Here is a 15726-nt window from a genome sequence, read left to right as displayed (position 1 = left end):
ACAAAGGTAGGAAGGAAAAGAGGGGAAAAAAACACGCACGAGGCCGAATGCTTACCACAAAATCAAAGCTTTCATTCCCTTCAGATGATGCTGTAAAGAAAATGGTATACCTATCGCTTATGGAGATTGAGAAGAAATGGACACAGCCTATTCATAACTGGGGATTGATTATGAATCAATTTATGCTTATGTTTGAAAACAGAATCCAGATATAAAATCAACTTACAGCTGAATCCTGTTTCCATTTACACAGAATTTTGGACTGTGTTTCCAGATTCTATATCAACAAGCACATTATTATCCAGATATATCTTCATGTTCTATCCCCCTTCTTTTATATATCTCGTCTATGATCTTCTTAAATCGCGACGAACTTAACGCATCCAAATTGTCAGCATTTGCCCAATCTATATATTCTTTGATAACCTTCAACAGACCATACACTTGCTCTATCTCTTTCAATTTCATTTCTTCAGGCTCAGCCATGTCGGGATCAAGGTCCCGTAACTTTTCTACTATCTCTGTTTGTTTATCCTTCTTCTCTTTCCAATGCTTAACCAGTTCCACATAGAAATCGTCATCTCTTATCGTATCATCAACCACCACAGGCAGCATCCTATCCTTATAATTGACATTTTCCATAATGCCCGATAGTTCATACATACAGTTTTTCGATCTTAAGTAAGGCCTGCTCAGTACCACTATTACAGTTTTCCCAGCCCTTATGGCATTCATAAACTCCTTGATGTTGACCGTATAAGGACAATCTTTCTTGTCCAACTTAAAAGGAATCCCTCTATTCTCCAATACAAATCCAAGATAATCCACTATATGTGCTGAATGACCTTCCCAATTGTAAGATATGTAAATACCTTCATCCTCTCTCCACGGAATCTCTTCAGCTTTTTCCTCTTCTGTTTTCGTTAAGCGTCCTCCATCTGCTATACGCATAGCTTCATTGATATCGCTAATACCAGAATAAGCTGCATAGTACTTATCTTCAAACCCGATAATATAGCGGTTCAGATATTTATACATTTCGCCCCTTTGGGTTAACTGCCGTAAGTATTGCGTCACCTCCATCAATACATCCTTGCTTTTTATGGCAATCCTTTCCAAAGAATTAAGTATACTATTCAGCATAAAATGACCATCAATCTTATGCTCATAGCAGTAGCGGATAAAATAGCATAGCGATGAAATGGCGTTTGGATTGTCATAGTTAAAGTGGTAGTCATCCCTATATTTTATCATTTCTGGGCGCGTCACAAGATAGTCCAGCGCATCCATGCTGCCAATACTTATCAACAGACGTACCGCATGTTCTAAATCATATCCGTTAAAACTCTTGTATTCTCCTTCCAGCCTTTCTCTCACCCAAACCGATTCCTGCGTATTCCTTATAAGTGTTGAATAACAGAATAGTCTGTCAGACACTTTCAAGCCCGATGCAGCTTTCTTTATCTCTTCTATTTTCATTCCTTTCTTAACAAGAGTCTCCATTACGTTTGCAGACAATGAATAACCAGACAATGCGAAGCAAAGCACAAGACTATACCCCTCCTCTATTTGGTTTTCTATGATATATTCGAGAATGAATACAACAAAGGGTATTCTGCATTGTCAATATTTGCCCGTAGTTTTTCTATCACCTTAGGAGCTAGGGTTACAGAATCTACTCTCTCTGTTATATATTCAAACAAGGAATACTCACGGCTATAATATTCATCAAAATCCTTTCTGGAAATTGTATAACTGCCAAAACAAAGCAGTGAGAGCAGTTTCTCAGAAGGAATCTCAAACTCACCCTTCAGCATTAGTCCCAAGGCTTCTCGCCAGAAGAATATGGGCTCTCCATCGCTCAGTTTCAAGACAGATGCTTTAGCCCATTTTACAACCCGAATCTTGATTTCCTCTGTTACAGACACATCCATATCAGACCTATCCATCATTCCCGACACTTCCTTCATGAAGAAAGATTCATAAATATCCATGTTCTTAACACCTTTGACAATCTCTCCAATATTGTAATAATTATTGTCATCAACGAAAAGCAACAAAAAACTGAAAGCATACTGATTGTATCCTTCGTCTTGATCGCGCAGTTTCTTATAGAACTCTTTTCTGGAACTATGATTGTCCAATCCTGTCACCATTTCTAGCACAATCTGCTTAAATACAGGATACTCTGTAAAATCCATAAATGCTTGTTGCCGTCTCTCCCGCCCTTTGGTTATTATTTCAGGCTGTGGAAACTTCTCCTTGTAAAGTATTTCTGCACATTCCGCCACTTCGGCATAGGGTATTTCCTGATACCAACTGGCCTTGGCCCAGTCTGTACTGTTGTCTACTGCAAACTTCTTAAAATCATCCTTTACATCTTCTGCCGTCATCCATAAAGCAGCCATAATATAGGCTTGTCTGATATCTTCCCACTTCGAGGATTCTTCTTTTGGAGCAAACAGTTCTGCCTGTCTCTCATAAAAGGTCTTTCTTCCTTTTTCTCGTAAACTGGCGGTCAAATAACAATCCCTAATAACCATCAACAATTCTTGTGTCTGTCTATTATTATCAAAATGACGGTGATATTCTTTAAAGGCCTTTTTATAATAAGCCTCTATAATCCCTATCAGTTCTGTATGTCCTTGTTTGATGAATTCACTTGCCCTTCCAAACACTCCTTTTATCATGTTGGAATATTCTTCCTGCTCATCATGATATTCATATTGGGAATGATAGAACGTGTGAGTAAGGATTTTTTCTACACTCTGAAGAGAACGAACTTTGGCAAGGGTTGTATAGATGGGCGTTCGAGTTACCATATGTGTAGTATGTCCCTTGTGTTGATTATGAACATACCCTTCTTTATCGAGTATATAGTCTATATATCCATCGGCCTTGTCCGCCTCCCCTATCAGCCTTATCATCGATTTGATGGCATCATAGTGGTTTGAGTCCTTTACAATGGCAAACAAGCGTTCTAAATAGGTCTGCTGAGTAAAAAAGGGATTATCGAAATACAAGAATGACAAATCGTGGTATTTGTCTTCTTTCTCTAGTGATTCAGCTGTCTTTTTCTCCAACACGCTGAAAAGTTTTTCAGTCAAATCAGCGCTATCAGACTTCAAACTATCCCATTTCAGGAAATAGCACAGGCACATCAAGTCTGAATAATAAGTCGTTCCTGTTTCTGTATCACTTAATTCATCCACAACGAACCCCACTGTATCTGTCGAATATGCAAATCGCCACAAATCCTCATAATCGTGCGTCATAATGTTCGACATTCTAATGCCTAGCGATTTATACTCCAATAAAAGCCCTTTGAACACTTCGTTTCGAGTTTCATAGTCTAGCATATCTCGGTCAATGTAGATGATTAAATCCAGACTGGCTTTCTTCAACCATTTTAATATGGCAGACACTTCTTCTTTCTTATCTTTCCCATACATTGACAGCCACAGCATAATGATGTTATACCATTCTGGCTTGATACGTCCATTGGGATGTGTGGCTAGTTGCTTAGCTCTTTCTATACCATATCTGTTCAAATAATTGGCAACAAGCCATTCGCGGAATGCGTTGTGTGCAAATGAATACTGACCTCCCTCATCGCGAATAAGATCATATCGCAAACATTCTTCCACATTGTTATCATCGTTTTGCAAGCATATACGCAGTTCCTCCTTGTTCAGACTTTGGGCATTCATCAGTGATAGCCCAAGGGCTACTCTTTCCAGTAGCCGAACAGACTCTTCAAAACTATGTTGTGCAGATAGTGATACGTTCTTTTCTTTTACCTCTTTATCGTAACTGCTTTTTATAAATAGTTTGTATATATCCGCCTTGGTCTTAGGAAGTTGTTTCCCCTTTCCTTTATATGCATCAATCAATACACTCAAGAAGAAAGGATTCTTGATGAAGTCTTCCAACTGATTGGCAAAGACGCTTCTCATAAACCTATCACTATTAACCTCACGTTTGGCAGCATAGTCTCTGGCATCGTCTATACTTAACTCTTCCAGAAACAATTCTGTAAATAACTCCAATTGGCGTTCCCTGCGGAAGTTACTACGGCACGAGAGCACCATTTTCATTTCTGGGTGTTCGTAAGCATAACCTCCTATTTCCTCCAGCAAGTCTTCATATTTCTGGCCGTTTACCTCATCCAGCGCATCAATTACGAGAACTACCTCCCTGCCATCTACGTATTGTGATTCCGGCAAATCGTCTCTCTTAAGTTTCGTATTGGTTCTAACCTCAAAGCTCACGGGAAGGTAAAGACCACTTTGCTGCAATTCCCAGCATAGTTGTTTCAGTTCTGTTGTCTTACCTGTCTGAGCACTGCTATACAGAACAATCTTATTGGTAGAAGTCTCCTCTACTCCCGTAACATAGTCAGCCAATGTATGACGTTCTTTTTTCCCAAGCACGTAATATATGAAGTTGTTCTCCGATTGGTCAGACGTGCAGAAACGGCGAATATAGCCATCTACCGCTTTGTGTTTTGTCAGTCCTCTACGTATCCGTTGCCCATTCCTAGTTTCTTGATTTGTCAGGGACGCAGTCAATTTGTCTAATTTTTCATCTTTCAAAATAATTCCTTGTGTGGTAATATAATAGGATACTTCTTCATCCTTACTTAATTCCTCAATCCATAAATTAGCAAGACTACTCAGAATCACGCCCTCCTTTTCCCACTTTTCTGTCAAGTAAAGTTTCTTTACTTGTTTAAGGTCATTAAAGTGTTTTTGGGCAATGCGCTGCCTGACGGCATCGTTTGCACACCATCGTCCCAATGCTGTCTGATAGCATTGTTCAATCCTTTCATCCAACGTTGTTTTATCCTTCGTTGAAATGAATTCTCTCAAAGAAGGTAACGATCCTGCCAAATAAGAGGCTATGAAGCCCCATAATATAGAACTAATGTCCATTATTATTCCTTTCTCTAATATAAAAATGGGCGACTTTCTACTCCCCGCATCGCATTGCAGTACCATCTGCTCTTTCGGGTTTTACTTCTCTGTTCGGAATGGGAAGAGGTAGATCCACCACAGATATAATCGCCCTCGATTAATCTTAATAATACCAAGCAGCGAAGAATAGCACTAATGATATGATTGTTGCTATGTTCACCAAGGTAATCAGTAAGTAGATACCGCATACTGACAATACCGCAATAATAAAACATAAAAGCAGCAGTATTTCTACTACAATTATAACAATAACGGCAAAATTACTTCATATTTGCCGTTATTGTTTTACTTTTAGGACTAAACATCGTCAAGCGCAATATGCACAAAAACACAAGCGTTGCCTCTATCATTCCGTAATCTTGCGGTATATAGAACGCATGTGCTACGTAATTGCGAATATTGTATCCTTTAGCTGTGAACACATACTCAAAGAATTCAATATCTTCTTTTCTGAATATTTGCAGTAAACATGGTTCTCTCAGTAGATCATCAAGTAATGCCTGAGAAATACTGTTATCTCGTCCTACTTTTGTAACACAACCTCCATAATCACCAACCATATCACGCAGAATGCCTTCAAAACGTATGGAAAGAATATCCACAGGCAATCGCCAATCAGTTGGTTTTCCTTGCAAAAAACGATTATACTGTTTAATGAGTGCTTCAACTCCGTAATCAATCTGCGAAAACCATGTGGTCGTAACTACTTGACCTGATCTAGTATATTCCAGTTGAATACCAAAACAAGTGTTTTTTAGGAACCATTTCCTCAATTTACTATAGGTTAATTGTTTTATGTTGACTGCTGTAAGAATCATATTTATAACAGTATTTCTCACAATATTCATGAGCCATATACCGTATTTCTGACGCAAATCGAAATCCTTACCTGCGTCCTTGCTGTTTCCGTTGATGTCCATAATCTTATTCTCAAAGCCAAGTTTTTCTACCGTAGATTTGCTTGCAGACATTCGTAGGCGTATTTGTTCGTAAGAGGGAAACAAAAACCTAACGGGACATGAAAGATTCTCCAATAGCCAACTTAGTTTCCCTTCAAGTAGTTCCTTTTCCAAGTTGCCAAAATACTCAACAATCTTCTTATCTGTTTTCTTCTCAATTTTGAAATGCAGCATTACCATTTTTTTCTTATTTTCTCGAAATGCCAGTTCTGCCCTGTTCCTTTTTTGGGTCAACCCCGCCTTCTGATAAAACGCCATAGCTTTTTGGGAATGATCTTCGTTCATCCATGGGATGGCAATATTATTTGGTGCAGTTGCCGGATCAACTAATTGCCCCATTTCCATATCTCCCAACGCTTCATAAAAAAAGTTCATGTACGGCTTTGCCTCTCCCTGAATCTTTGATGAATAGAATAAACCTAACTCACAGCAGTTCTCACGCCAGCTATCTTTGACTAATGACAACAAATCCTTGCACAAACATACGATTTTCTTTGCATCACGACTTGGAAAGAAACCCTTTTCCTTAGCCAACCTTATGCAAACCATTTTTGTGCGGTATCCATAGTCTGATTCCAACACGCCCCAAATCAAATCGGTAGCCTCGGGTATCTTATACTTCACTCTTTTTATCAGTGACATCAGAACCTCTATAGCCTTTTCTGCTACATGCGGATAATCTTCTTTGTCTTTTGGCAATAAAGTGTTAATCACCGCTATCAAAGCATCAATAGATTGCTTAGCATAGCGGTTGTCATTCGTTAATAGTGAAATAAAGTAATTGTATCTGTATTTTAATAACTGGTTATTCGTAGCTTTAACACGTTCATCAAAATAAGATACAATAAAATTCTTATCAAAATTACAATTCTCATCCTCTATCAGCCGTTCAATTTTCCACCATGTAAGAATCTCAAGACGTGCTTTTGGCTGTTCTACCGGTAAAAATGCGTCATACGAGAATCTACTGTCAAGATGACTATCATCCTGTTTTGTTTCAAGGAATTCGTACAATTCAGCTAAAGTTGCCATAATAATTTTACATCTATCCGTTAGACCTCAGATATTACCTGGCCATTTTTTAACAAACTATTGAATATATTATTAATACATTTTTGCGGAATCTTCTCTTGCTCTAGACGTAGGTTGTGAAACTTGACATGATCGTACAGTGCGGCTTCCGCAGGGGTAAGATGGAGAGGCTTTGATACATTGCTTGGTGTGCCTTTGTCGCCTTCAAAATATGTGTCAAAGGTAGTGCGATCCATCAGAAGGCTTTGTGTCTGGGGAAAATAACTGCGGAACTGCGAAAGAATTTCGAAGCCCTGTGCATCAATGTCGCCCCAATAATATAGTGAAGCGTGCCGCATGAACGGAACAGACTTGAGGATGCCAATGGTGAATCCATGCCCCCAAATCAGCAGACTTCCTGCCAACTTGGGAAAAGTCAGGAAGTTGATTTTATTCTCCACCACAAACACCTTTTGCACAGGCAACGACAACGCACAGAACTGACTCTGAGGCATCGTAAGATCGTCTACACCAGAAAAGTATTCATTCGCAATCGATGCTTCCAGCACACGAATCCGCACCCATGACTCATCGTATCGCAATCCAAAGCGCTTCTCGAACACCTTCTCATCCGAACAAACATGCTCTACAATGACAATATCCAGCAACTCACGAAGCACTCCCTTGTTACGTTCAATAAACTTGGTATGCACCTCAATGGGCAATTCACGAATGTACAACCTAGGACAAGGGTTTGCCACAAAATAGCGCAAAACTTTCAGCAAATCAGACCAAAAGGAAGCATTTTCCACCACCTTCAGCGGATAGCGTTCCACCCATGAACGAAGCTGCGGAAACTCATCAAGCAACATTGCCACATCCTTACGAAACTGTGATACTTCACCACACTTCTGCAAGAAGCGCTCAATGTCCGATGCACTCTCGAATAACACGCGCTCAGGCAGATCCTGTTCGCCCAATGCTTTCGTTTTCACTGTTTTCCACTCAATCGTGTAACCAAAGCCCTTCACCTCTTTCGATTGCGAACGGATGTCCGTCAGTTCACGTTGATACTCGTCCATCGATGCGCTAGCCTTCTTGTCGCAAGGGATCACAATTGGCTCAAACTCAGAGCCAGCTACCACCGAACGCAAATAATCTACATACTTGCGTTCAGTCTTCTTACGTATTTCTACTGCCGTTATCATACTTCCATACTCCTTTCACGTTCTGCCTTAAACTCACTGATAGGCATATTATAGAGCACAGAACAGTTGCCCTTGCGCTCCACATAATGCACATACGAAATATCGTTCTCCACGATGTGAATATTGTCGCTCGGAGTCACCACGAGCAACTGCAGATGGAGTTGTTTGCAGAGCGAAATCAGATAGCGTGCCTTGTCCTCGTCCTGTGCGCGAAAAGCTTCATCTATTGCAATGAAGCGGAACGAAGAATCTAATCCACTCTTGGTTAATCCGAACTGGTAAGCGATAGCCGATCCCAGAATCGTGTATGTTAATTGTGCTTTCTCGCCACCAGACAGCTGCCCCATCGCCTCATAGGTGTTACGCTTCTGCCCATCGTCTTGGTAAAACTCCTCCGACTTATATGTGTACCATCCACGCACATCCATCACCGACTTTCGCCATGATTCGACCTGTAAGCGAGACATCAGCGGTTCAATATGCTGTTCGAAATGAATCTTGCTTCCATCGATTGTTGAATTCATCTCATGAATATTAGGTATTGCACTGCTCAGCAGGTTTTGAAACTCCTTCACATCCACATTCAATCGTTTGGTTGCTACCAACTGGATATAAGTCTTTGGAGCATCTTTGAAATCAATGCCTATAAGATACGAATTCAATTGGTCGATGGTCTTGGTGATAGACTGACACCAGTTTTGGAAGAATACATTGAATGCACTGACTTTGTTGATGATATTCTCCTGCAAATACTTGTTGAAGCGCGATTCAAACCCTGGTAAATCTTCGTCAAGCAATCGTTGGTAATAGGCCTGATATTCGCCCATAAACTCCACGGCTTCGGGCAAACGGCTCACATCCGAACGCCAATCGTGATACTTCATGGTAATTTCCTCTGCGGGATTCTTGAAGCGATAAATCAGGTTCTTCAAATCGCTATTCTTGCGACTCTTCGTTTCACGCTGTTTCTGCAAAGCTAAATCGATCTCATGTTGTAACGTGTCACGCTTTCCGTTCAAATCCTCCAATGCCACATTCAGTAAATCTGTGTGTTGCGACTCAAAAGTATCCGTATCAACTACGCCTATTTGAGCCAAAGCTGAATTACTTTCGTTTCTCCTTTCTTTGAGCTTATTCTCACGATTCTCCGATAATGTTTTCTTTTTGATAGCTTCATTGTTCTCATCATCAAGTAAACCGATTTCTTTTCTCACCCCCGCCAATTGCTCCTGTAAAATCTTCACCCGATTATTGGCTTCCTCCAGTTGTCGTTTCTGTTCTTGCTTTTGCTGAATGACTAGTACACACGACTGCCAGTCGATATCATCAAATTTATCGTATTTACTAAACAGCGTCAAATAGGTTTCCCGCTTCTTCTGAGCATTCTTTATGTCTTCCTCTAGCTTACGGACTTTAGCTGCTGTCATCTTTTCTTCCTGCTGCAACTGACGCACCTCTGCCTGTAACACGGCAATTTTCTCCTTGTTATCCCAGCCAAGCACATAGTGTTCCTTGCCTCGTATCTCTGGTCGGTCGTCTTTCTCATGCTTACCACCTCTCGCCTTTATCAGCCCCTCTTTTGTTACTGCTTTCTCTTGCAGATGGTTGAAGTCCGCAAGCGAATCAACACAACTATAGTTGAACTCAGCAAATAACCTGTCCTCAAGCCAATCCAAATACAAACACATTGGCTTGTATTCAAGCTTACGGAGCAACGAATCCGCTTTCAATGTCCTATCCAAACTCACGAATAGTCTCTGCGCCCTGGTATCGCTGATACACGATACGACCTCGCAGATTATGACCATTCACATACTCATTTACCTGCTTGTAATACTTCTCCGGCACTACCAACCGCAATGCAAAATTGTGAAGAATACGCTCAATGGAATATTCCCAATCACGCTCATCATCCTTCACACATATCAGTTCACCAATGAATGGAATCTCTTCGGTAGTTGCACCAACAGCTTCCAGTATCTCATCACGAATCTCAGCCACACGACCGGATATATTGTTCTTATGCTGCTGCAGATAGCGTATGGTGGCCATTCGTTCTTCTATGTTGCTACTGATTTCATCCTGACGGTTTTGTGCCTGACGCTTCTCTTCCATAAGTTGCCTGTCAATCGTCACTTGCAGAGCATCTTTCTCGCGTTTGGCGGTCGCACGATTAATTTCGAATACCTCTACATCAGGACTTTGTTCCATCTTCACCAGCTTTGCCAACTTATCGTATTCTTCGGCTTTGGCCTTGCGGTTATCACGTATCCTCACTCTCTGATTGATTTCCTTTTCAATTTCATGTATCTGCTGACCCACCTCGTCCTTCTCAATAGCCACCGTCAAGCGCATTTGCTCTTGTTCCAGCTCACCCTTCTGCACCTTCAACTCCTTCAACCTATCTTCCAGTTTCCTCAAGTCGCTCTTGCAGCACACCAACTCCTTGTCGCACAAATCCACCGTTCGCGCAGCAAACCAATAGGCTGCCACACTCTTCTCCTGCTCCATTTCAACTATGCGTATGTCTATCTCCTTCAGTTCCTCTGTCAATGCATTGATAGGTTCCAGTTGGGCAATCTGCTCCTTCACCTTATCGATATTAGTCTTAGCCTCCATCAGATTTTGGAAGTTGTCCTTCAGTTCCTGATACTTCTCCTCAGCCGGCAGTTCCTCGAGCATATTCGTACGAATAAAACTGTCCAGATCGTCCAACACTTTCACACCCACTATCTGATTGAAGAGTGTAAGCGCCTTGTCCGAACGCATACCGAAGAGGGTTATCATCTTTTCGCCATATGCCACCGGACCATCAAAAAACTCTATCGTGCGTTTTGTTTCATTCGTATTGTATTTTTTCGTCAGTCGCTTGCGCCAATCGCCATGCAAGTCAAACTCTGAAAAGTCACGCTCTATAGTCAACGACTCTCGGGCTACACCAAACAGTACCTTTAGTTCCTCGCCAGTGTAGTAGCGCACCTGAAACAGCGTCACCACGCGCTTGTCCACATTGCAGAACGATGCAAGCAATACCGAACGAGCCCCTTTGTCGCGCAATCTCAGCGTGGTTGTGCTCGCTGCACCCTCCTGCTGCTGATTGCCATAGTTGCCAAAGAAGTACGATTCCTCTGTACGGTTGCCCTTCTTCTCCACACCCGATGATTGATTGTAAAATCGTTGGCGCTTCAGTGGCACCATCAGCGTGAGCAGAGCATCTATCAGCGTACTCTTGCCCGAGGCGTTTGCTCCGGTCAATAGCGAGTTGTTACCATGCAAATTCATATGGTACACTTTTTTGTCAAAGGTTCCCCAATTCCACACTTCCAAATAGTCAAGCTTAAAGCCTGCCACTTCCGAACTGGTATTAAATAGGTTCATCTGCTGCATTATAGTCATTAAGTTTGTTTTTAAATTCTAATATATCGTCCAGTGTCACCTTATCCTTGATGATGCGATGTATCTTATAGCGCTTCTCACCCTCAATATGCTTTGCTTCCACCAGGAAACCAAAGCCTGCTATGCTGTCTATATAGCGGTCAAGATCTTTCTCAAACTTGGCACGATTGAATGTGGCGGGAAGAAACAATTCTGCCTCTTCCTTTATTTCAGTAGCAGTTACATACTTGTCCGAAGCCTGCGACTCTGTTGGATTGCTGTCGAAGTCTTCGAGTATCTGCCTCAACACGATGAGTATCACCGAAACCTCAAAACCATACGACCTTCTCGACACCATGTTCAATGTTTTGTCTTCGTCCAATTTCATTTGCTTGACAAAGGCAAAACCTTCATCCTTTTTCACGATGAGTTCCAGTCCCATCACACTGATATAGTCCTGAATCTCGCTTTGGTAGTCGAGTAAATCATTCCAAACTACATCGTCTTTCTCTACGATGCCTTTCAACAGTTTCACTACAGCCCTGCTGTATGGTTGTATATTTGCTGCGTTCATCTTGTTATTATAATTTCGGGAATTGATATGGTTTTATTTTCTGTAAAAATAATATGTTGCTGGCGTTCTTCGCTTACCACCGTCTTATATTCCTTCAGCACGCCAATGTATCCAAACACTTCCGACAGACCTTTCTCCACGCCTTCGTTCCGCTCTATCACCTCTGCCAGGGTCGTCTGCTGTCTGTCGTTCAACACCTCGTTGATGCGGTCTCTCAGCACCTTTCGGTCGATGTGATACGGATTGTAGAGTTTACCAATACTCTCCAAATCAGCCAGACTCAGTCCGGCTATGTCAGGCTTATCCTTATACACAGTTTCTTTTACAGGTGTGAGGGTAAGAGGGCGCTCCAGCGGCAGATTGATGTCAATGGTTTCGTATTCAAGCGAAGCATCTGGCTTTTCTTTCCGTCTGCTGGCTTCGATGAGTAGTTTCTTTATATCGTTGATTACTTGCTTTGTCGCCTCAGCATTCATATGTCCGTTCTGGCGAATGATTCGACTCAGTTTCTCGCTCATGCGGTCGTTGGTTTTCGCAACCTTCTCACCAGCGTCAAACAGATGCTTTTTCATTTCCTTGAGAAACATGTCATGTGCATCAATGCCTCTATTTTCCAGCGTTTTGTAGAGTACACCAGTCAACTCGTCCCATTCTTTCTGCAGATCGGCCGAGAGCAGAAACTCCCAAAATGCATAGAAACTTTTGCCTTGTTGCGATTGTTTTAGTTCGCCATATGCATCAAAGATGTAGTTCAACAAAGCTTTCTTCTCTGCATTTTCTGTCTGACGTTCGTATATCTCTTTGATAATCCCCTTAAAGTTGTCATCCACCTCTTTGAAATCGCTCAGCAGTTCCTTCGCCAGTTTGTTCAAACTGTTGTATCGTGGTTCTATCTGGTAGTCCTCATAAACCTCGACCTCTTCGCCCATCTCCAGCCGCTGAATCTGATGCTCTATCTCCATTTTTTTGGTTCGAAGCAATTCTAGTCGCTTCTCACGGTCCTCGTTCGAGTATTCCACCAATTCCTTCAGTTGGGAAAACAGTGTCTTGAACTTTGATTCAGTACCGATGTAATCTTCTTTTTTCAAGCTCACCACCCAATCTATCAATTTGCTTGTGTGTGACGAAATCTCGTATATCACCTCTCCCTCTTCGTTCTGATAATTGGTCAAGAATCCCTTGTCTGTCCAGTCTTTGATGAGTCGTTTTGCTTTCTGTTCGTTCGACTCCCCTAGTCTTGTCATTTCAAAATTATCCTCCACCAACGCATTTTCCTGCTCATCCAGTCGGTTCTCCAGTAGCATGTGCAAGCGTTCCTGCATTATAGCCGCCTGTCCTTCAAACGCTTCAATGACAAAAGACAAGAAGAAATCCACACTTCTTGATTTTATGAGTCGTACGCTTGGTGACTCTCGTAATATTTGTGTTATTTCTTCTACTTGCATAAATGTTATTCGAAATTATTTTGTTTAAAATCCATCAGTGTCTTAAATATTACATTCAAACACTTTTAAGGTGTTATTTATCTTTACACACAAAACACCACCATTGAATCATTGAAGTTCTATAATTCATTTTCCCCAATCCTTGCGATCAGTTCAGCATTCAGTTTCTCATCTCGTCCCAACAATTGCCGTACAAGCTGATAAATCGTAATGCAAGGATTTTGATTTGCATAACGTGAATCTGCATATTCTAAATGCTTCGCTTCCGCATACCGCAAGGCGGACTCCATTGAGCCGTAAGTAGTCATTATCTTATAATTGTTAGGATCTTTCTTGGCGTATCTGTACTTTTTCTTCGATTTATATTTCGGAGAAGCATTTACAGCTGTTGAAATCTTCTCTTCATAATCCTTTCGAGACACTCCTGTTATTACATTCTGAAAATGATATAGATACCACAATTCGAATGCTTCATTACTCCAGGCTACCTCAATGCTATTTTTTTGTCCCATCGCAATGGCTTCGTTGAAATCCTTTGCAGGAAATTCATCCCTATCGAAAACAGCCCAAACACGGTCATAGTTATTCTTATTTTTAAGATCAATGGCCTTCTCCACAACATCTTTTGTTCCACGCCCAAGCCCTTTAACCTCGATGTCATATACAATTACCCCCTGTTGCTTTTCGGCAAAAGCTTCAAAGTAATTAGGTTCAGTCTTTGTCCCTTCGCACACAATTAACACAGAGCAACGTATGACTTTCTGTTCTCTCTTTTGCGATTGCCTCCTAAATTTTGAAGAAGCATTATCTATCTTTATTCTCTTTGCTGCCATAGCCTTACATTATTAATCATTCAATATATAAGGAATGGCACCATAACGACCGGCGATATAGTTTTTCTCATAATTTGCATCATTACGAGGTTTGGTCCCGTCTGGGAGTACGATATCAATCAGACTATACAAATCCGTCTGCTCTTTAGAATCTTTCTCCGTGAACCATATCTGGTCTCGTCTTAAAATTTTCTGAGAAAGTAAGTGCGTATCGTGGGTAGTGAATATCAATTGGGCATTCTTTGGATTTGTTTCCGGATTATTGAATAATTCAATAATATACTGAGAAATCAGAGGGTGCATTTTTGCATCCAGCTCATCGATGACAAGCACGCTCCCAGAATAAAGCGTTTCGAATATCGGTCCCGAAAGATCAAATAACTTATTTGTACCGGAAGATTCCCTATCTTCAAACGAGAAGTTAATTGTACCTACTATATTACCTTTATCTGAATATACGTTATGTATAGAATCCAACTCAATACTCTTCTTGCCTTGCGTTTCTCTTTGGAAGAGTGCTCGTAATTCCATAGGCAAGTCCTGAGGAATATTGGGTTCTTCCTCATGAGTAAGAATGTTGTTAAATCCAAGTCTCAATTTCTGGAAGAAGTTGAGAGCATCAACACTCAAAGATTCTTTTTTGTGAAAAAATAATTTTGAATATGCTCTATATTGTTGATTATTCAATCCAGAAATCACATTAAAGTCCGATTGAAACCAAGAAATAACCTGACGAGATATTTCACCGCCTAACTGTTGGCATAATGACAGGAACAAACGGTTGTCATTGGTCTTTTCTTCATATCCGACTCCTTCCGGGAAATTATTCTCATCTACACAAATCCCATCTTCGTTTCTTACGAACATCATCTGCTCTTTAGAACGAGGTGTTGTTTTCCGGAATAACCATTCTTCAACGATACGCTCCAGATTATACCTGAATCCATATCTGTAACAATACTCTCCTTTCAAAAATATAATCTCAAACATAGAGGGATGGTGATTGTCCTTCAAAAGAAGAAATGGGTCATATTCCAATTGCTCATTGTCATTTAACTTCACCGACAACAACACGCAACTCGCCATTGCGTGCATCGCACTGACAAGATTGGATTTCCCACTTGAATTGGCACCATACAGCGCAAGCGAACGAAGCAGAGTATATTTATTGCAGTCAAACAAGTTCGTTTCAGTACATTCTTTCAAAGCTTTATCGGCCTCCAATACTAAGGTCTTTTTCCTATAAAACGACCTGTAATTCTCAACTGTAAATTCAAGTAACATATATCTGACTTTTAAGTGTTTCAATTATTTTTCATAACTGTTTTCGAGTACAAAGGTACAA

At 41.0% G+C, this 15726-nt stretch carries 10 protein-coding genes, 1 rRNA gene and 1 pseudogene; 1 reads left to right on the top strand and 11 read right to left on the bottom strand.

The window, feature by feature from the left end; genetic code table 11:
* Nucleotides 1-215: pseudogene (locus ACT8YW_RS10785) on the top strand (hypothetical protein); the annotation flags it as partial.
* Nucleotides 216-297: 82 nt separating this feature from the next.
* On the opposite strand, the gene ACT8YW_RS10780 reads toward ACT8YW_RS10785, so the two are convergent.
* The 11 genes from ACT8YW_RS10780 to ACT8YW_RS10730 all read right to left on the bottom strand — a co-directional run bounded on the left by ACT8YW_RS10780 (nt 298) and on the right by ACT8YW_RS10730 (nt 15665).
* Nucleotides 298-1503, bottom strand: a complete 1206-nt coding sequence (locus ACT8YW_RS10780) for a toll/interleukin-1 receptor domain-containing protein (RefSeq protein ID WP_100263388.1) — start codon at nt 1501-1503, stop codon at nt 298-300.
* A 74-nt stretch (nt 1504-1577) separates the two neighbouring features.
* The gene (locus ACT8YW_RS10775; protein ID WP_100263389.1) at nt 1578-4934 is read right to left on the bottom strand and encodes an NACHT domain-containing protein; all 3357 of its coding nucleotides are present in this window, start codon (nt 4932-4934) and stop codon (nt 1578-1580) included.
* A 24-nt stretch (nt 4935-4958) separates the two neighbouring features.
* Nucleotides 4959-5071 (bottom strand): 5S ribosomal RNA (gene rrf / locus ACT8YW_RS10770).
* Nucleotides 5072-5236: 165 nt separating this feature from the next.
* Nucleotides 5237-6967, bottom strand: a complete 1731-nt coding sequence (locus ACT8YW_RS10765) for a DUF4209 domain-containing protein (protein WP_012055806.1) — start codon at nt 6965-6967, stop codon at nt 5237-5239.
* Between the two features lie 20 nt (nt 6968-6987).
* Nucleotides 6988-8154, bottom strand: coding sequence for a Wadjet anti-phage system protein JetD domain-containing protein (locus tag ACT8YW_RS10760; protein WP_012055807.1), 1167 nt, complete (start codon nt 8152-8154; stop codon nt 6988-6990).
* Nucleotides 8151-9962, bottom strand: coding sequence for an SbcC/MukB-like Walker B domain-containing protein (locus tag ACT8YW_RS10755; protein ID WP_224205349.1), 1812 nt, complete (start codon nt 9960-9962; stop codon nt 8151-8153). Before ACT8YW_RS10755 ends, ACT8YW_RS10760 begins: the two co-directional genes overlap by 4 nt.
* The gene (locus tag ACT8YW_RS10750; RefSeq protein ID WP_224205348.1) at nt 9889-11550 is read right to left on the bottom strand and encodes an ATP-binding protein; all 1662 of its coding nucleotides are present in this window, start codon (nt 11548-11550) and stop codon (nt 9889-9891) included. Before ACT8YW_RS10750 ends, ACT8YW_RS10755 begins: the two co-directional genes overlap by 74 nt.
* Nucleotides 11519-12103 carry a DUF4194 domain-containing protein gene (locus tag ACT8YW_RS10745; RefSeq protein ID WP_005845194.1) on the bottom strand — a complete coding sequence of 195 codons (585 nt, stop codon included), beginning with the start codon at nt 12101-12103 and terminating at the stop codon, nt 11519-11521. Before ACT8YW_RS10745 ends, ACT8YW_RS10750 begins: the two co-directional genes overlap by 32 nt.
* A complete protein-coding gene (locus ACT8YW_RS10740; RefSeq protein WP_444104887.1) occupies nt 12100-13548 on the bottom strand; it encodes a DUF3375 domain-containing protein in 1449 nt (482 codons plus the stop codon). The genes ACT8YW_RS10745 and ACT8YW_RS10740 overlap by 4 nt, the downstream gene beginning before the upstream one ends.
* A 119-nt stretch (nt 13549-13667) precedes the next feature.
* Nucleotides 13668-14381: an RloB family protein gene (locus ACT8YW_RS10735; RefSeq protein WP_118935716.1), complete on the bottom strand. Its 714-nt coding sequence runs from the start codon at nt 14379-14381 to the stop codon at nt 13668-13670.
* A 12-nt stretch (nt 14382-14393) separates the two neighbouring features.
* Nucleotides 14394-15665 (bottom strand): AAA family ATPase, encoded by a 1272-nt coding sequence (locus ACT8YW_RS10730; protein ID WP_012055809.1) that lies wholly within the window; start codon nt 15663-15665, stop codon nt 14394-14396.
* Nucleotides 15666-15726: the final 61 nt, after the last annotated feature.

The organism is Bacteroides sp., from assembly GCF_052357945.1.
Lineage (GTDB): Bacteria > Bacteroidota > Bacteroidia > Bacteroidales > Bacteroidaceae > Bacteroides.
Note: the sequence above shows the minus strand (reverse complement) of the source record. Positions and strands in the feature narration are given on the sequence as shown.